Here is an 18,496-nt window from a genome sequence, read left to right as displayed (position 1 = left end):
GAATCGCTAGAGCACCCTTTAGAAACGTAGTATCTTTAAAAATTAACTCAGTAACTTCCATGATACGTTGGATCATCTTTATTGTAATTTATATTCTAGTTGACTTATATGCCTTTCAGGCGATACGCACGGTAACGCGAAATGTCTGGCTTCATTGGGGTTATGTAATCGTATCTCTGGGTGTCTTGGCAATGTTTATTTATCAATTGACGGCAGGGAGCTCTACGCGTACTATGACTCCGGAGCGCATGTATGTCTTCGGGATCTTTTTAGTAGTCTTTATTCCGAAGCTGGTATTGATCATCTTTATGTTTGGCGAGGATATCTTTAGGGTTTTCGCCGGATTGTTCTCCAAACTGGGATTTTCAGATACTTCGGAAGGATTTCACATTCCTTCACGTCGTAAGTTCCTAAGTGCCATCGCCTTGGGAATCGCAGCCATCCCTTTCGTATCCCTGCTTTACGGAATGTACCAAGGAAAATACAACTACAAAGTATTGAAATACGCTTTGGAGTTCGAGGACTTGCCCGAAGGATTTGACGGGTATACCATAACACAAATTAGTGATATCCATAGTGGCAGTTTTGACAATGCTGAAAAAGTGCGCTACGCGGTAGACCTTGTCAATGCGCAGAAAAGCGACATCATCCTTTTTACGGGAGATCTTGTGAACAATTTGGCCGAAGAGATGCATGACTGGAAGGATACCTTTGCTTCGTTAACGGCCAAGGACGGTGTTTTTTCAGTATTGGGGAATCACGACTATGGGGATTATGTACGATGGGAGTCTCAAGAGGCCCAAGCTCAAAATCTGGCTGATTTAAAAAATTTACAACAAGACATGGGGTGGGACTTACTTTTAAATGAACATCGTACTTTAGAAAGAAATGGTGAAGCTATTAAATTAATAGGCGTTGAAAATTGGGGTGCCGGGGGTTTCAAAAAAGCTGGGGACCTCAATAAAGCGAGCGAAGGGATTGATGCCAAGGATTTCAAGATCCTCTTAAGTCATGACCCGTCTCATTGGCAGGAACAGGTAAAACAAGACGATCGTAACTTTCAACTCACATTAAGCGGACATACGCACGGAATGCAATTTGGAATTGAGATCCCGGGTTGGTTCAAGTGGAGCCCGGTAAAGTATCGATATGAGAACTGGGCAGGGATCTATGAGGAATTTGGTAGGTATATCAACGTAAACCGCGGTTTCGGCTTTTTAGGGTATCCGGGACGCGTTGGAATTTGGCCCGAAATTTCTGTGATACAACTTAAAAAACGACGCACTAACGCTTAATTTGTGGGAAATGCTATATTTGTAATACAATTGTTGAAGTAACACATTAAATAGATGTCAAAATTTGGGGAATTAATTGAAACGAGAGTTCCTGTATTACTCGACTTTTATGCCGAATGGGATGAGGCATGTAAAGGAATGCACCCGGTGCTAAGGGACGTGGCCGCAGCGCTAGGTGATAAGGCCCGCGTCATAAAGATTGATGTAGAAAAAAATAAAGAACTGGCCGATGCTTTGCGGGTGAAAGGACTTCCAACACTCATGATATATAAGAACGGAGAAATGAAGTGGCGACAGAGTGGTGAACAGGACGCCAATACCTTAATCGGTCTGGTAAAGGAGTTCGTTTAGAAAAATAATACACATCAAATAAAAAAACCAGAAGCATCAGCTTCTGGTTTTTTTATTTGTAAAAACTTGATTGTCAGGAACATGTAATTTATTTCTTACAATTTTGTTAATTATGATGAAAAAAATCGGCAAAATGTTTATTTTTTACGACCAAAGTTAATTTATTTGCGCAATATATTAACCCCACAAATCTAAACCTATGATACTTAGTATACCTCACACTTACCTTTATAAAAAAGGTTTGTATCTCACTTTCGCCTTATTTATTACCGTGCTAACTTATGCTCAAGTAGGGATTGGCACCACTGCACCGGATCCATCTTCTGTTTTTGATGTCACCTCCACAACTAAGGGACTTTTAACACCTCGTATGACCAGTGTGCAGAGAGCTGCGATTTCTTCTCCTGCTGAAGGATTACTTGTTTTTGATACCGATGTAGACGCTTTTTACTTTTATGATACGAAATCGTCTTCATGGAAAAAGCTTCTAAGTGACAGGCTTGAACGGAATAACTACAAACTAGTCAAAAGTCAGGCCGATTTCCCTACGCCGTCCGGTGGAATCATTACGCTTGATGAAAACACCTATTACGAGATCAATGGAACAATTGCTTTGACTAATTCTATCAATTTGAACAACGCCTATATTAGCGGACTTGATGCTGATGAAGATATTTTATCTTCTTCAGGAACTGTTTTTGTTGGTAATATGGGAGGTAGCGTTCGAAATATAACAATTACTGGGGGAGGAACGGCTTTCAATTTAACAGGAGGGACCTCACTATTGCTCCAAAACACAATCATTGATGGGATGAACAGCGTTGGAACAATCTCAGGACTGGGACTCTACTTCTCGAACATCGTTCAATATGTAAATAATACAAATGGAGTGACCTACAATAACATTGGAAACTTACTATTAAGCAATCAAGGATGGTTTTCATCCAACGCGGGTACCTATGAGAGATTAACAGGGTCCTTTGCTTTAGTACAAAAGGTAAGTGGTTTTAGCACGGTGAATGGTGCAGCAATAGGAGTTGATGTGAGTGGGAACCCTTCCGTTGGAAACGGGGTAATGTTTGGTACCGCTTTTTCCGGAACAAGCACACAATATGTAAAGCGATACACTGCTGGATCGTTTCCGGGCTATAACTTTACCAATGCATGGACCGTGAACTGCCCCGGGATCCCAAGGGAGTCGGACGATGTTGCTGCGGGTAACCTGTACTATAACGGAACGATCACCACAGGATTCGTACAATCTGTGACCAACAATAGTGAATTTAATTTAACCGGAAATTCAGGTAGTAATTCTACCACTGCGGTAAACCTATTTCGTGTCACTTCACCACAAAATAACCGGATCACGTATACCGGAAGAAAGACACGAACCTTTCAGTTCAATGCAGCCCTATCGGTTAGAGGGAACAGTGGTACAGGAGACTTTTATGCGTTCTTCATCAAAAAGAATGGAACGACCACCCTTACTGAAACGAACACCCTTTTTAGAGTGAACAACACCGCCGATATTTCCAGTAACTCGATCTCGGGAACCGTGGAACTCGCACCTAATGAATATATTGAGATCTGGGGGCAACGATTGGTAGGAAGTGGAACAACCTCCATTACCGTTTTTTCATTGAATCTCAGTATCAAGTAGGGTTTTTAACTAGAACTACAATAGGTAATTTAATGTAGCACAGACAGTTGTCTTAAGGATGTAATATTTAACATATTCTTATAACAAGCTGACACTTTGTAGTGTACATTCGCACGATTTTTTAAAACATTAATTGCCTTATGAATAACCCTTTTTCCTACTTATCGTTGGCGCTATTATTTATCTTGGTGCCCGTTATGGTTACCCAAACCACTGCCCAAATTGGTATGGGCACGACCACGCCAAATCCTTCGTCGATGCTTGAGATTAGCTCATCGAATAGCGGATTGCTCGTCCCCAGAATGACCACGGCACAGCGAACTGCTATTTCGACTCCTGCCAACAGTCTACTGGTGTTTGATACAACTATAAGAGCTTATTTCTATTATGATACCACAATCACCTCATGGGTGAAAATGGCTTCAGATACAGACAAAAGAAACAACTACAAGCTTATCAAATCAGCGGCAGACCTAGCTCCTGAGCTCACAGCCGGTGGTGGTACAAGATACCTCCTTACAGCAAATACCTTGTACGAAATTAATGGGACGGTCGCTCTGGCCGCTCCCATAGAAATGAACAATTCTTACATTACGGGACGCGATACCAACGAGGATATTCTTCTACGTTCCGGAGGTGTTTTGTTCACAGGAGCCACTGGAGGGAGCATACGTGGTCTTACATTGTCGGCACCGGGAGCGGGCGGAACTGTATTTCAACTTACTGGAACCCCTGCCCAAAATATCATCTTTAGAGACTGTGTGGTGGCAAGTTCGAACTCGGTTGGGACTATAAGCGGTTTCGGACTCGTGTTTTTAAGTATTGTACAGTATGCAGGTAATACCAACGGAATTACCTACACGAATATTAGTCGTTTATTGCTTAGTAATGAAGGTTGGGACTCCAATAATACAGGGACTTTCGAAACATTCACCGGGACTTTCGATCTGATCCAAAAGGTAGGAGGCTATAGTAATGTGCTAGCCGGGAGAACCGGTATACGAGTGACTGGTATTAGCTCTATTACCAGTGATGCAATTTTAAAGGATGTTGTATTTTATGGAGGAGGAACTTACGTAGTAGGAACATCTCCTTATGTGGGTTTTAATTTTTCCAAAAAGTGGACGGTCAATTCGCCTGGAATTACGGTTGAAAACGATGACGTAGCCACCGGAAATATTTACATCACAACACCGGCTACAACCAATTTTACGGCAACGGGGGCTGCAGGGAGAACCAAGATCTTAGGAACTACCGTGTCCACAGAACTATTTAGAACTACGGCTACAGTAAATAACCGAATTGCCTACGATGGTACAAAAACGAGAAAATTTAATATACAGGCATCATTCACCGTGGATGCTTTAGGAAGTAACAAGTTCTTTACCTTCTTTATCGCAAGGAACGGAGTTATCTTGACACCCACCGCCGTGTCGACAAAAGTAATCGGGGGCGGTGATGTGCGAGCTGTTTCATTCACGGGGACCACTACACTGGCACCTGGAGATTTTATAGAAGTGTGGGCACAGAATGATAGTGATACTACCGGCTTGATTGTTCCGTTCCTAAATCTTTTGATCAATTAACGGATAACGGATGTCTTAAGTCCGTTCGCGTTTAGAAATTCCAAGACCTTCGGTAAAGCGTACCGAAGGTTTTTTTGTGCTTTAATACTGTCGTGAAATACAACAATACTGCCGGGTTGGATATGCTTCAGTACATTCTGAAGACATACTTCTTCTGAAACGTTCGCATCAAAATCGGCACTTAGTACATCCCACATCACGATGTAATATCCCTTTTTCTGAAGCGCTTTCGCTTGAGACGAACGCAGTTTTCCATAGGGTGGACGAAAAAAGAGCTTGTTGGGGACCTTCTTATCTTCAGTTTTGAAGATAGCTTCAGCCCTAAGTACTTCCTGAAGATAGGCTGAGGTGTCTAACTTCCATCCGTTCACATGGTGAAAGGTGTGATTTCCAATGGTATGTCCTTCGGCAAGGATTCGTTGAAACAGTGCAGGGTGTTTCCTTGTGTTATCGCCTATACAAAAAAAGGTGGCCTTCGCATTGAATTGCTTCAGAATATCCAGCACCCAAGGCGTTACTTCAGGAATGGGGCCATCGTCAAAAGTTAGGTAAACGCTATTCGATTCTTGTGGAAACGCCCAAATTCTTTTTGGGTAGATCCACCGAAAGAATTTGGGCGTTTTTATAAAATAGGGTCTCACTGTTTAATTTTCGGCTTCTATCGCATCCATCAAGGCAGAGTCCAGGACCATTTGCATGGAATCTTCAACAGGTGGTTGCTTGTTGACATCCACACCTTCACTTTCATCATAGAAATGGCGGAACAGCTTTAAATAATCATTGAACTTTTGAGCCTCTTGCTTGGCAAATTCTTCAGTATCCATTACAATTAGAATATCTACCAGACTTCGGTATCGTTCCATATTACTTATGATCTCATCGGCCAGGGCATATTGACGATTCACTTTCATACCGCTAAAGAACAGCAAATGCTCCTGGTATTTTTTCGCTACAGATTCGTACACAGCACGTGCTTTTTTAGGGGCTCCCACTTCATAATAACCCAATACATAAGGCTCCAGCAATGAATAATATTCAAAATACTCCACCGGCATTTTTTCCATGGCGAGGTCCAGCACTTTTTCGGCCTTTTCCTCTTTGCCTTCATTAATGAGTGTTTCGGCTAAACGAGCAAGATTGCTGCGGTAGGTAATACCATTGCGGCGCGTTTCGGTGTCGTGATAAATATCGGGACTGCCACTATTGCCCCAATCCCAGCTCATGACAATATCGTACATTTTGTCGCTGTCAATTCTACCCATGTCGAACGGATTTCGTTTGTCTATTTCGGTCCTAATAGGAACCAGCTTATAGACCACTCCATCCAACTGAAGATAATCCTTCATCCACAGATAATCATCATCGCCAAATGCTCCTCCACTGAAATAGATAGGACGTTCCCAATTGTTATTGGCAATAACATCCAGCATCATCATTCGGTTTTTGTATAGGACATCCCCTTTTAATTGAATGTCGATATAGGGTACGATCTTATCTGCGTCCTCCGGAGCTACGATACCATTTCGTAAAACGGCTTCTTTGTCCACCGGGATGCGAATGATCTTTGACGGAAACGTGTTGGCCATTTGCCCGCTTTGTAATTCCACCTGCGTCGCCGGGCTGTCGTTCGCAATCCAGTTCATCCATGTCTTTATATCGATGGTATCTTGTTTTGTTTCCTGGAAGAAAAGGAAATCACGAGCGCCCACCCTGTATTTATCGTGGGTAAGCTGTGAAGGGATGGGATCACTACTGAAAGCCTTTTTCTTCATATCGTCTATATACCAATCTGTTTGGAACAGACTGGTATTCACGATGCGAACATCCTGCCGGTAGCCTTCCACATTCTGAATGTACCATAAAGCAAACGTATCGTTGTCACCAATAGTAAATAATATGGCATTTTCATCTACCGAGTCCAGATACATTTTTCCCATAGACTGAGCAGTATAGCGGTTGGACCTATCGTGGTCATCCCAATTTTGTGTTGCCAGAAGTACCGGCCCGGCCAGTGTGGTTGCTATAAGGACGACAGGGATGGCAATTTTTGGTTTTACGTAATCTTTAATCACTTCGTATAATGCGTAAACGCCGTAGCCTATCCATATAGCGAACACGTAGAACGAACCAACCAAAGCATAATCGCGTTCTCTGGGCTCAAATGGGCGCTCATTTAAATAGACCTTTAGGGCGAGCCCTGTAAAAAGGAAGAAGACCAGCAAGACCCAAAAGCTTTTAAGGTCGTTCTTGGCATGAAATACAAGACCTAAGATCCCAAGGATAAGGGGAAGGAAATAATACGTATTACGAGCTCGATTGTCCTTCATGTCACTAGGCAAATTATCTTGCGATCCAAGCCTTAGTTCATCAATAAATTTGATCCCGCTGATCCAATTACCATGCAGATCGGTGTACTGACCTTGAACATCGTCCTGTCTGCCTGCGAAGTTCCACATAAAATAGCGCCAATACATATATCCGAATTGATACTCGAACATAAAACTCATATTATCCCAGAACGATGGCTTTTCAATATCCAGAAAGGGACTAAAGTCCGTTAAGAAATTATGATAGTCTTCACTGTCCACCAGACCATTGGCATGAGCTTCCCTAAAGGCATTTACCTCATCGATTAATCGTTGTTCGCCGCGATATTCTCTTTTAATGCTAAAGTCCACTCCGCCTGTAAACTCAATATAGTTCGCATTGTGCTCCAGACTCCACATCCTGGGGAGAATTGCCTTTTGGGCATCGTCTGTATTTTGACTGGCGTTCTTATAGTTATTGACGATCACATATTTTCCAAGTGCTTCATCTTTTTCATATTTGGGTTTGTCGTCCTTATAAGGGTTGTCCGGATCCAGACCGACGTAGGCTTCAGTAAAAAGGGGGCCATAGAACAAATGAGTTTCGGGGTATTGCTCACGATTGTAATATGCCAGCAATTCCCGTGCGTTGTTTGGATTGTTCTCATTGATAACGGTTCCGGCATTGGCGCGAATGGGCAACATAAGCCAACTTGAGAATCCAATAAAAATAAAAAGTATACAGAGGAGCATGGTGTTGAGTTGCGCATACCCTTTTTTACGTGTATACTTCAGTCCAAAATAGAACAAAGCGATAAAAACGAGGCCGGCAATGACCGTTCCTGAATTGAATGGCATACCTATACTATTAACGAAGAACAATTCCGAAGCACTAAAGAACTTCATCGTCATTGGAAGCAAGAGCTTGAATATAAATAGCAAAATGGCAACAGTAACAAGATTTGCAATAATAAAATTCCTAGTGGTTACAGTTTTATAATTCTTGAAAAAATACAAGAACCCAATGGCGGGAATTGTAAGGAGTGCCATAAAGTGCACACCGAATGTAAGCCCAATCAAAAACGCGATAAGAATCACCCACCTATCGCCGCGTGGGGTATTCATTTCTTGTTCCCATCGCAATGCCGAATAGAATAACACTGCCATGATAAAAGCTGCGGAGGCATACACTTCAGCTTCCACGGCACTATACCAAAAACTATCGGTAAACGCAAAGGCTAAGGCACCTACGGCAGCACTTCCTAAAATAGCAACGGCGTTGTTCTTTGTAAGTTCTTGGTGTTTGGCAACGATATTCCTTAAAAGAAGCGTGAGAGACCAAAACATGAATAGTATTGTAAAAGCACTCGCGAAAACCGACATAAGGTTTATTGTTAAAGCGATGCTGGTAGCTTCCATCGCAAAAATGGAAAAGAAGGCCCCTAATAATTGATAAAGCGGAGCTCCGGGAGGGTGTCCTACTTCCAGATTACTGGAGGTAGTTATGTATTCGCCGGCATCCCAAAAACTGGCAGTGGGTTCCACAGTCATCCAATAGGTAATAAGTGCCACGGCAAAAACGAACCATCCTAAAATGTTATTCCATTTGGTAAAGTGAAAGGAACCCATATGTTTATATAATTTTGTTGGGACGAATTTACTAATAATATGATTAGCCCCAAATATGAAATAGTACTAACGTAGTTAGAATGCGGGATATTTTAAATAAGCGTATTGAAAAACATGCTTTTTTGCGAAAAATGTTTGTACAAGACAAAGTTTGTTTTAAATTTGCACCCTCCTTCACTCAAAAGTGTTGGAGCTTCGGAGGGCTTAGCCCTCATTTTATTGAAGTATTGGCCCATGGTGTAACTGGCAACACGTCTGGTTTTGGTCCAGAAGAGTCTAGGTTCGAGCCCTAGTGGGCCAACGATTTAACCCGAGCATTCGCTCGGGTTTTTTTATGAATATACCCGGGCTCTCACCTGCCTCTGCGGCAATCTGGCCCCATCGCTAAAAATGTCCACCGGACATTTTCTTAACGCTTGGTCCGGTTCGAGCCCTAGTGGGCCAACGATTTAACCCGAGCATCCGCTCGGGTTTTTTTATGTATATACACGGGCTCTCCACCTGCCTCTGCGGCAATCTGGCCCCTTCGCTAAAAATGTCCACCGGACATTATCTGAACGTCTCGACCGGTTCGAGCCTTTGTGGGCCAACAAAATGTTAATCCCGCTCATGAAAGATTTCAGGATTTTTGTTTTTAAGAATTTTCCCAGAAGATTGGTTTACTCCTGCCCTCCTCTGTACGAATATTTTCAGCACATGCTTGCAAAGCTCTTAGACTAAGAGTGTGTTGGTCAAATACTCAAGAACGATTTCTTCATTGAGGTGCTTTTATAGTTATTATTGAAGTTATTGCTGAAAATCAATCGTTTATAATTATGTTGTATCTTTAAAGGGCTCCCCGCACACACTTTTAAGGTATTACATTATGACACTAGAATGGTTTACAGTTTTCTTTTCGGTGGTGACCGCAGGTATTGGATATTATGCACGACACATTATTGAAAAAAGGAAAGAGCTTCAAAATGAAGTAAACGTAGAACGACGCGCAGTGTATCAAAAATTTGTAGATATCATTGTTGAAGATCTGCATTCACAGAGCGAACCGGACAAGCAAGATTTTAAGAAGGTCAATGATGCGATGTTCGATTTTTACAAGAAATATATGCTTTATGCATCTCCCGATGTTATAAATGCCATGGGGAATTATCGGCAGTATAATTTTGCATTACTAACGGGTAAGGAGACTATGAATCCGAGAGTCCATTATGAAAAACTTTCGAAAGTGCTGTTGGAGATGCGGGAGGATCTGGGTTTATCAAACAAAAATCTAGGGGACAATGGCGAGCGTGCTTTTAAGACGATGCTTATGGATTATCACGATTATTTTAATTGATTATTGTTTCAAATAAGGGACACTTTCCCTTAGCAATCGCCACGTGTAACCAAGATCACTTTTTGCGTCAAGATCGAATACCGAATAATATCGAAGCATATAACCTGGGTTTGCCGGGTCTACAGTAATAGGGATCAAGGTGTCATTTACATGACTTCTGTGAATGGCGAATCGGTTGACGACCATTTCCCAACGGCCGTTTCGGAATTGATACAAATAGTACTTATTGAAATTGGGATCCTTGATCTTGGCAGTGACTAGCAGGAGGTCGCTCTCAAACTCGTTGAATCGAAGACTTGACAAGGATGCGCCCACCGTTTCGGGAATTCGTATAGCAGGAATAGCTGCGTCTTCGAACGCGATCTCTGTAATGTCTAATGATTTATCCACTCCTTTCACATAGGCATAGAACGGTGTTTTTTTTGTAATGTAATTTGCCGTAACGGCACCTTTCGGAAGTATAGGTTCAGAAATCACGGGAGTTTCTATCACCGTTTCAGTCTCTGTATTCGGCTCCGGATCTCCTATTATATTTTTTGGCCCCTGAGTGGTCGAGCCGCCACAAGCTTGAAGCATTATAAGCAATATTCCACAGCCAATAGTTCGGGTCATCGTATCTTGAATGTGATCACCGGCATCTTGGCATGATTTACAAGGTCTTCGCTAATACTTCCGTTAAAGAAATGAGAAAGCCCTTTGCGCCCGTGGGTGCTCATTCCAATGAGTTGAGCGTTGGTATCCCTGGCGTAGTTCAAGATTCCTTTTTCTACGGAAGTGTCATTATAAATGTTCAAGGTATATTGACTTGCATTGGTCCCTTTCACAAACTCTTGCATCATCTTTTGAGCTTCAGCACTGGTTCTAAAATCATTTGGAGTGTTAATGTAGAGTAGATGCAGTGTAGCTCCTACCGCTTCAGCAAAATTCAACGCATCGTTGAAACTTCCTTTACATTCTTCAGCAAAATCTGTAGCAAATACAAAATCTTCAATATTGAACACAGGATGATTGTTCTTGATCACCAAAACCGGAATTTTAGAGGTGCGCACCACTTTCTCTGTGTTGCTTCCTATAAACATCTCTTTAAAACCGCTGGCTCCGTGTGATCCCATAACTATAAGATCGATGTCGTTTGCCGCAACCGCTTCGCTTACATCTTCATAGATCTCGGCATGACCTATAGCCTCGCGAACTTCTACATCCTGCAGATAAGGTTTTTGCAAGAGCTCTTCAAAATTCTTTTCCGCCAATTTTATGAAGTAAAGGGATTCGGGGAGACTTCCGCCGCTGCCCGATCTCGCTAAATGCAAAGGAAGATCCAAAGAGTGTAATAAATAGATCTGGCTCGCATGTTTTTTTGCCATTTGGACAGCGACCTGCAATGCATTTTCAGCTTGAGAAGAGAAATCGGTAGGGACTAAAATTCGTTTCATATAAAGTGATTGTTTCGATTAATTTGTAACTATTAAATTACAAAAATAAAACGGGTGTCGCCTGTTTTTTTAATATTAAAAATTGTAGTATATTTGCACCGAATTTGATACGTAACTAGCTGAGGGGACAAAAAAGTCCCCTCTTTTTATAGTTGAAAATGATGCGGGAAAAGGTAACACAACTTCTGGAACAGGCGTTAGAAAAGAACAAGTCTTTATTTTTAATTGATTACAGCATTTCTGAAGCGAATCATATTCGTGTTATTTTGGATGGAGATAAGGGCGTTTCGGTTGAAGATTGTATTGCAGTAAGTCGCGAGATCGAACATAATCTGGACAGAGAAGAAGTGGATTTTTCTCTGGAGGTAATGTCGGCAGGGGTTTCTGAACCTCTTAAATTACCCAGACAGTACAAAAAGAATGTAGGTAGAACGCTAAAACTTAGAACGAAGGACGACAATGCTTTTGAAGGCACGCTCGTTTCGGCTACAGAAGAGGCTATCACCTTGCAGTGGAAGGCCAGAGAACCAAAACCGGTTGGAAAAGGAAAGGTCACCGTACAAAAAGAAACGGTGTTACCCTATAAAGATATTGCGGAAGCAAAAGTGATGATAACATTTAATTAAAGGATGATATGGAAAATTTAGCGTTAATTGATTCTTTTTCAGAATTCAAGGACGATAAACTGATTGACAGAGTAACGCTTATGGCGATACTGGAAGACGTTTTTAGAAACGCTTTAAAGAAGAAGTACGGAAGTGACGATAATTTTGATATTATTATTAACCCCGACAAAGGAGATTTGGAAATTTGGAGGAACCGTGTCGTGGTAGCCGATGGTGAAGTTGAAGATCCTAACGAAGAGATCTCTTTGTCTGCAGCTCGTAAGATCGAGCCCGACTTCGAGATCGGAGAAGATGTTTCGGAAGAAGTGAAATTGATAGATCTGGGTCGCCGTTCGATCCTGGCCTTGCGTCAAAATCTTATTTCTAAGATCCATGAACACGACAACACCAATATCTATAAGCAATTTAAAGAGTTAGAAGGAGAAATCTACACCGCCGAAGTACACCATATTCGTCACAGGGCAGTCATTCTTTTGGACGACGACGGGAACGAGATCATTCTGCCTAAGGATAAACAGATCCCGTCAGATTTTTTCAGAAAAGGAGATAACGTACGTGGTATTATTGAAAGCGTTGAGCTGAAAGGGAACAAGCCCACTATCTTGATGTCTCGTGCAAGTCCGCTATTCCTTGAAAAATTATTTGAACAGGAAATACCTGAAGTATTCGACGGATTGATCACTGTTAAGAAGGTTGTTCGTATTCCGGGAGAAAAAGCAAAGGTCGCTGTCGATTCTTACGACGATCGGATCGATCCGGTAGGCGCATGTGTTGGTATGAAAGGATCCCGTATTCACGGAATCGTTCGTGAACTGGGCAATGAAAACATCGATGTGATCAATTACACCAACAACCTTAACTTATTCATCACCCGTGCTTTGAGTCCGGCAAAGGTAACTTCGATCAAGATCAACGAAGAAACGAAACGTGCTGAGGTGATTTTAAAGCCGGAAGAGGTTTCTAAAGCTATAGGAAGAGGTGGTCACAACATACGACTGGCAGGGCAGCTTACAGGCTATGAGATCGATGTGTTGCGAGAAGGAGCTGAAGAAGATGTGGAATTAAGAGAATTTTCCGATGAGATCGAAGATTGGATCATTGCCGAATTCCATAAAATAGGTTTGGATACCGCAAAAAGTGTTTTGGAACACGACATCAACGACCTTGTAAAACGTACCGACCTCGAGGAAGAAACCATTCGGGACGTAATAAGTATATTAAAAGAGGAATTTGAAGAGTAGTATAAAGATTAACTACTTTTATCATATATTAAGAGAATAACAGGAGAAAGCATTTTTATGGCTGAAGTAAAAACGATAAGGCTTAACAAAGTATTACGCGAATTCAATATCTCATTGGACCGTGCCGTGGAATTTTTAAGTTCCAAAGGACACGAAATAGAGGCACGTCCTACTACGAAGATCTCGGGAGAAGAATACCAAGTGCTATTTGAAGAGTTTCAAACCGATAAGAGCAAAAAGGTAGCTTCCAAGGAAGTAGGGGAAGAAAAGCGTAAGGAAAAGGAAGAGCTGCGTTTGGCGCGGGAACGCGAGTTAGAGGAAAAAGAGAAAAAAGAAGCTTCCAAAGTTATTAAAGCCGAGGCAAAACTGGGCGGACTCAAGCAGGTTGGGAAAGTAGACCTTGAGGGGGATAAGGCCAAAAAAGAGGACGTTGCCGAAACTGTTGCAGAAGTAAAAGAACCTGCTAAGGAAACGCCTAAAGCCGAAACACCGGTGATTGAAAAACCTGTTGCCGAGCAAAAAGAAGAAGCGCCTGCAAAAGTAGAGGCCAAAACCGAAACTCCTAAAAAGGAGACCCCAAAAACGGAAGAAGCTACACCCAAGAAGAACGATGTCGTTGAAACCAATTATAAGAAATTGGATGGCCCTAATTTTACTGGGGAAAAGATCGACCTTACCCAATTCAAAAAACCTGAAAAGAAAAAAATCGAGAAAAAAGACGATAAATCTTCTGAAAAGAAAGGACGTCGTCGTCGCATAAGCAAAGAACCTTCCAAGGGAGGCGGAAACTTTAGAGACAATCGAGGTGCCGGACGTAAAAGTGGTGGACGCTCTAATGTTCCTAAAGAGGAGCCAAGTGAAGAGGAAGTACAAAAACAAGTGCGAGAGACCCTGGAAAAACTTCAAGGGAAATCTTCCAAAGGAAAAGGTGCAAAATACCGAAGAGAGAAAAGAGACAGTCACCGTCAAAAAACAGAGGATGATCTGGCACAACAGGAAGCTGCAAGTAAATTACTTAAAGTGACCGAATTTGTAACCGTAAGTGAGGTTGCAACCATGATGGACGTTCCCGTTACAAAGGTAATTTCGGCTTGTATGTCCTTGGGAATGATGGTGACAATGAATCAGCGTCTCGATGCTGAAACACTCTCTATTGTTGCCGATGAGTTTGGCTATGAAGTAGAATTTGTTACTGCAGATATTGAAGAATCTTTTGTCGAAGAAAAAGATGCACCGGAAGATCTGGAGCCCAGAGCTCCAATTGTAACAGTGATGGGACACGTAGATCACGGAAAGACTTCCTTACTGGATTACATTCGTGAAGAAAACGTAATCGCCGGGGAATCCGGAGGGATCACTCAGCATATCGGCGCCTATGGTGTGCAACTCGAGAACGGTCAAAAGATCGCTTTCTTAGATACACCAGGTCACGAAGCCTTTACTGCGATGCGGGCAAGGGGAGCTCAGGTTACCGACTTGGCCATTATTGTGGTAGCAGCAGACGATGATATCATGCCGCAGACCAAAGAAGCCATAAGTCATGCGCAGGCAGCAGGAGTACCTATCGTGTTTGCGATCAATAAAATCGACAAACCAACTGCCAACCCAGAGAAGATCAAAGAAGGGCTGGCACAAATGAACTTGCTGGTAGAAGACTGGGGAGGAAAGATCCAATCGCATGATATTTCAGCAAAAACCGGACAAGGAGTACCTGAATTATTAGAGAAAGTATTGCTTGAAGCCGAATTACTTGAGCTAAAAGCGAATCCTGACCGAGCTGCCTACGGAACCGTAGTCGAAGCCTTCTTAGACAAAGGTCGTGGGTACGTATCGACCATCTTAGTACAGGGAGGAACCCTGAAAGTAGGAGATTACGTCCTTGCAGGCCAAAACAGTGGAAAAGTGAAAGCCATGCACGACGAGCGCGGGAACAATATCAAAGCAGCCGGGCCCTCAACACCTGTTTCTATTTTAGGACTCGACGGTGCACCTCAAGCAGGTGATAAGTTCAATGTCTTTGAAGATGAACGAGAAGCCAAGGCTATTGCTACCAAACGTACACAATTACAGCGCGAGCAATCGGTTAGAACACAGCGTCATATTACGTTAGATGAAATAGGACGACGAATTGCATTAGGAGAGTTTAAGGAGTTGAACATTATTCTTAAAGGGGATGTGGATGGTTCTGTAGAAGCCTTAACAGACTCCTTCCAGAAACTTTCTACTGAAGAGATACAAGTGAATATCATTCACAAGGCAGTAGGACCTATTACCGAAAGTGATGTATTGTTGGCATCTGCTTCCGATGCAATTATTATTGGATTCAATGTGCGTCCTATGGGCAATGCACGTCAGATTGCAGATAAGGAAGAAATCGATATCCGAACGTATTCTATTATTTATGATGCGATCAACGATCTTAAAGATGCGATGGAAGGCATGTTGTCTCCTGAAATGAAAGAGGAGATCACCGGTACCGCCGAAATTCGCGAAACCTTCAAAATATCTAAAGTAGGAACCATTGCAGGATGTATGGTTCTTAGCGGCAAGATTTTCAGATCTTCCGGAATCCGATTGATACGAGAAGGGGTAGTCGTTTATACAGGAGAACTGGAGTCCTTAAAACGATTTAAGGATGACGTAAAAGAAGTTTCAAAAGGATACGATTGTGGGATCCAGATTAAAAACTACAATGACATTCAGGAAGGTGATATTATCGAAGCTTTCCAGGAAGTTGCTGTAAAGAAGAAACTAAAATAATAACACATCCATACACAATAAAAAAACGCCTCCAACGGGGGCGTTTTTTAGTTTTAGCATGTAAGGAGCTCACCTTTTATCGTGACCCGTCATTTATGAATGGCGACATTTAAATGGCTGAAACACTGTAAAAAACACAGACGTTTTTTTGGATTTAAAAAATCTTGTCCTACATTTAGAATGCCAATAGGCTTTATTTTCTCCCCGGTGATTGTCAAAAAATGGAAACCAGCACAATGGTATTCCCAATAACGACAGTACTAATTCTAAACACCAAACTTATGAAAACATGTTTTTGCACCGCCTTGTTCGCATTCATCTTCATTACGATTAGTCAGGCACAGATCGTCTCTATTCCCGACACTCATTTTAAGAATAAACTTCTTACCCATGACCCTATCATCGATACAAATACAGACGGCGAGATACAGTTAAGTGAAGCTCAAGCACTCACCGGAGGCCTTTTTGTGAACGGAACCTTTGCCAACCCCGGTCAAATTAGCGATCTTACAGGAATTGAAGCCTTTGCAAACATTACAGAGCTGGATTGTTCTATCAATCAGATTAACGGACTTCCTTTGTCCGGAAATCTACTCTTGGAGAAAATAAATGCACGGGACAATTTGTTGGGGGCTGTTGACGTAAGTCCGCACACTGCTCTTATTGAATTAAATGTAGGGAGTAATAGTCTTATAGCGATAGATGTATCCAACAATACAGCACTTGAGGTGCTTTATTGCAACTCCAATGCTATAAAAGATATAGATGTTTCCGTTAATACGGCATTAAGGTATTTAGAAATATCCGCAAATCAAATTAGTGCTCTGGATCTAGAGACCAATTTAAATTTAGAAACCTTATCTGCAAATTTTAACCCCTTGGGAACATTGGACCTGAGCAATCAATCGCAGTTGGAGCGACTGGACTGTACTTTTTGTGAACTTACATCCCTTGATATTTCTAATAGTAACGATTTAGAAAATTTATATGTGCCCATCAACCAGTTAACTTCTCTAAACCTTTCGAATAAGCCGGTATTGGAGTTTGCAAGATTAAGTCAAAATCAACTTACATCGCTTGGCCAGATAAATAGTCCTTTACTTACCTCGCTCTTTGTCGATGAGAACGATCTATCAACGTTGGATATAAGTAACACAGGGGTATATCGAATTACCTGTAATGACAATCCCAATCTTTCGTATATCAATTTAAAGAACGGGATCAACCAAGATTTCGATACTTCTGGGTCTTCCAACAACGATTTTACGAACTTACCAAATTTAGAGACCGTATGTGTGGATGATGATACTTCGGCTTTAACTGTATTCATTGAAAACCAAGTGGGGCATGCTGTCAATTTTACTGAAGAGTGTTTACTGGGTGTTTCGGGATTAGAAGTGTCGCACGTGGTTTTGCACCCTAACCCTACAGATAATATCGTTCAAATTACATCCAGTTTTCCTGTAATAGAGGTTTCAGTATATAATTCCATTGGAGCGCAATTATTTCAGTATTCAAAAAGCGATGGTATAAAGAATATCGATCTTTCATCATTAAAAAGTGGATTATTCTTAGTGAAACTCGTGGATGCACAAAATCAAACAACAGTCGAAAAGATTATTAAAAAATAACTCATTAAAACGGTTAATATGAAACTAAAGTTCTTTTTTATATTATTTATAGTGGGTTCGACAATGACTGCTCAGGAAAAGTTCAGTTATGGATTTCACGGGGGAATAACCTATGCGGTATTAAAAACTCCGGGATTATCATTCGATGATTATTTCTCCACAAGTAATGGTTTGTTATTGGGAGTGCATGGTAATTACAATGTAAGTAAGCACAGTTCTTTTGTTGCAAATCTTACGTTTGAGCAAAAGGGTGCAACGACAAATTTTGCAGAAATAATTGATCCTTCTACCGACATGCCTTTTGGCAACAATGGTGAGATTAAGCTGAATTATTTGGTGGCCCCAATTTTATATAGACATACCATAGGTGGAGGTAAACTAAAGGTTTTTTTGAACGCAGGACTATTTCTAGGAATCCTGGTTGACTCGGAAACAAACAATCATCCCGTAGAAGAATTTGACACAACAGATTTCGGATTCTCAGGAGGTTTGGGATTCGATTATGACTTTTCAGAAAAGAAAAGAATTTTCATTGAGTTTCGGTCAAATATTGGATCGAAATCTATTAGTGCTTTAATGAATTCTAACAACACAAAATTGGAGTCTGGGAGCAATAATATTGTGCTCGGATTCACATTTCTGTAA

General features: G+C 41.6%; 14 protein-coding genes and 1 tRNA gene. 11 read left to right on the top strand and 4 right to left on the bottom strand.

Features of this window, described 5'->3' with window-relative positions:
* Window positions 1-59 precede the first annotated feature (59 nt).
* From JS40_RS07885 to JS40_RS07870, 4 genes are all read left to right on the top strand, one after another.
* Window positions 60-1,295, top strand: a complete 1,236-nt coding sequence (locus JS40_RS07885) for a metallophosphoesterase (protein ID WP_034259664.1) — start codon at window positions 60-62, stop codon at window positions 1,293-1,295.
* A gap of 54 nt (window positions 1,296-1,349) precedes the next feature.
* The gene (locus tag JS40_RS07880; RefSeq protein WP_034259662.1) at window positions 1,350-1,646 is read left to right on the top strand and encodes a thioredoxin family protein; all 297 of its coding nucleotides are present in this window, start codon (window positions 1,350-1,352) and stop codon (window positions 1,644-1,646) included.
* A gap of 199 nt (window positions 1,647-1,845) precedes the next feature.
* The gene (locus JS40_RS07875) at window positions 1,846-3,306 is read left to right on the top strand and encodes an autotransporter outer membrane beta-barrel domain-containing protein (protein WP_051957533.1); all 1,461 of its coding nucleotides are present in this window, start codon (window positions 1,846-1,848) and stop codon (window positions 3,304-3,306) included.
* A gap of 140 nt (window positions 3,307-3,446) precedes the next feature.
* Window positions 3,447-4,892 carry a hypothetical protein gene (locus JS40_RS07870; protein ID WP_034259660.1) on the top strand — a complete coding sequence of 482 codons (1,446 nt, stop codon included), beginning with the start codon at window positions 3,447-3,449 and terminating at the stop codon, window positions 4,890-4,892.
* Here JS40_RS07870 and JS40_RS07865 read toward each other — a convergent pair.
* Window positions 4,889-5,533: a polysaccharide deacetylase family protein gene (locus tag JS40_RS07865; RefSeq protein WP_034259658.1), complete on the bottom strand. Its 645-nt coding sequence runs from the start codon at window positions 5,531-5,533 to the stop codon at window positions 4,889-4,891. The two genes, JS40_RS07870 and JS40_RS07865, sit on opposite strands and share 4 nt — an antisense overlap.
* Before the next feature lie 3 nt (window positions 5,534-5,536).
* A complete protein-coding gene (locus JS40_RS07860; RefSeq protein WP_034259655.1) occupies window positions 5,537-8,827 on the bottom strand; it encodes a glycosyltransferase family 117 protein in 3,291 nt (1,096 codons plus the stop codon).
* A 228-nt stretch (window positions 8,828-9,055) separates the two neighbouring features.
* Here JS40_RS07860 and JS40_RS07855 point away from each other — a divergent pair.
* Window positions 9,056-9,128, top strand: a tRNA-Gln gene (locus JS40_RS07855).
* Between the two features lie 564 nt (window positions 9,129-9,692).
* Window positions 9,693-10,160, top strand: coding sequence for a hypothetical protein (locus tag JS40_RS07850; RefSeq protein WP_034259652.1), 468 nt, complete (start codon window positions 9,693-9,695; stop codon window positions 10,158-10,160).
* On the opposite strand, the gene JS40_RS07845 is transcribed toward JS40_RS07850, so the two are convergent.
* Both JS40_RS07845 and JS40_RS07840 read right to left on the bottom strand, forming a co-directional pair.
* Complete coding sequence (locus JS40_RS07845) at window positions 10,161-10,772, bottom strand: hypothetical protein (protein ID WP_034259651.1); 612 nt, start codon at window positions 10,770-10,772, stop codon at window positions 10,161-10,163.
* On the bottom strand, window positions 10,769-11,593 hold the full coding sequence (locus JS40_RS07840) for a universal stress protein (RefSeq protein WP_034259649.1): 825 nt from the start codon (window positions 11,591-11,593) through the stop codon (window positions 10,769-10,771). The genes JS40_RS07845 and JS40_RS07840 overlap by 4 nt, the downstream gene beginning before the upstream one ends.
* Before the next feature lie 158 nt (window positions 11,594-11,751).
* Between JS40_RS07840 and rimP the strand changes: the two genes are divergently transcribed.
* The 5 genes from rimP to JS40_RS07815 all read left to right on the top strand — a co-directional run bounded on the left by rimP (window position 11,752) and on the right by JS40_RS07815 (window position 18,496).
* A complete protein-coding gene (gene rimP / locus JS40_RS07835) occupies window positions 11,752-12,219 on the top strand; it encodes a ribosome assembly cofactor RimP (protein ID WP_034259648.1) in 468 nt (155 codons plus the stop codon).
* 8 nt (window positions 12,220-12,227) lie between these two features.
* Window positions 12,228-13,460, top strand: coding sequence for a transcription termination factor NusA (gene nusA, locus JS40_RS07830; RefSeq protein ID WP_034259647.1), 1,233 nt, complete (start codon window positions 12,228-12,230; stop codon window positions 13,458-13,460).
* Window positions 13,461-13,517: 57 nt separating this feature from the next.
* Window positions 13,518-16,220: a translation initiation factor IF-2 gene (gene infB / locus JS40_RS07825; protein ID WP_034259646.1), complete on the top strand. Its 2,703-nt coding sequence runs from the start codon at window positions 13,518-13,520 to the stop codon at window positions 16,218-16,220.
* Between the two features lie 281 nt (window positions 16,221-16,501).
* Window positions 16,502-17,851 carry a T9SS type A sorting domain-containing protein gene (locus tag JS40_RS07820; protein ID WP_160172959.1) on the top strand — a complete coding sequence of 450 codons (1,350 nt, stop codon included), beginning with the start codon at window positions 16,502-16,504 and terminating at the stop codon, window positions 17,849-17,851.
* 18 nt (window positions 17,852-17,869) lie between these two features.
* Window positions 17,870-18,496: a porin family protein gene (locus JS40_RS07815; RefSeq protein WP_084677465.1), complete on the top strand. Its 627-nt coding sequence runs from the start codon at window positions 17,870-17,872 to the stop codon at window positions 18,494-18,496.

The sequence above is a fragment of the Altibacter lentus genome (assembly GCF_000746845.1).
GTDB lineage: Bacteria > Bacteroidota > Bacteroidia > Flavobacteriales > Flavobacteriaceae > Altibacter > Altibacter lentus.
Note: the sequence above shows the minus strand (reverse complement) of the source record. Positions and strands in the feature narration are given on the sequence as shown.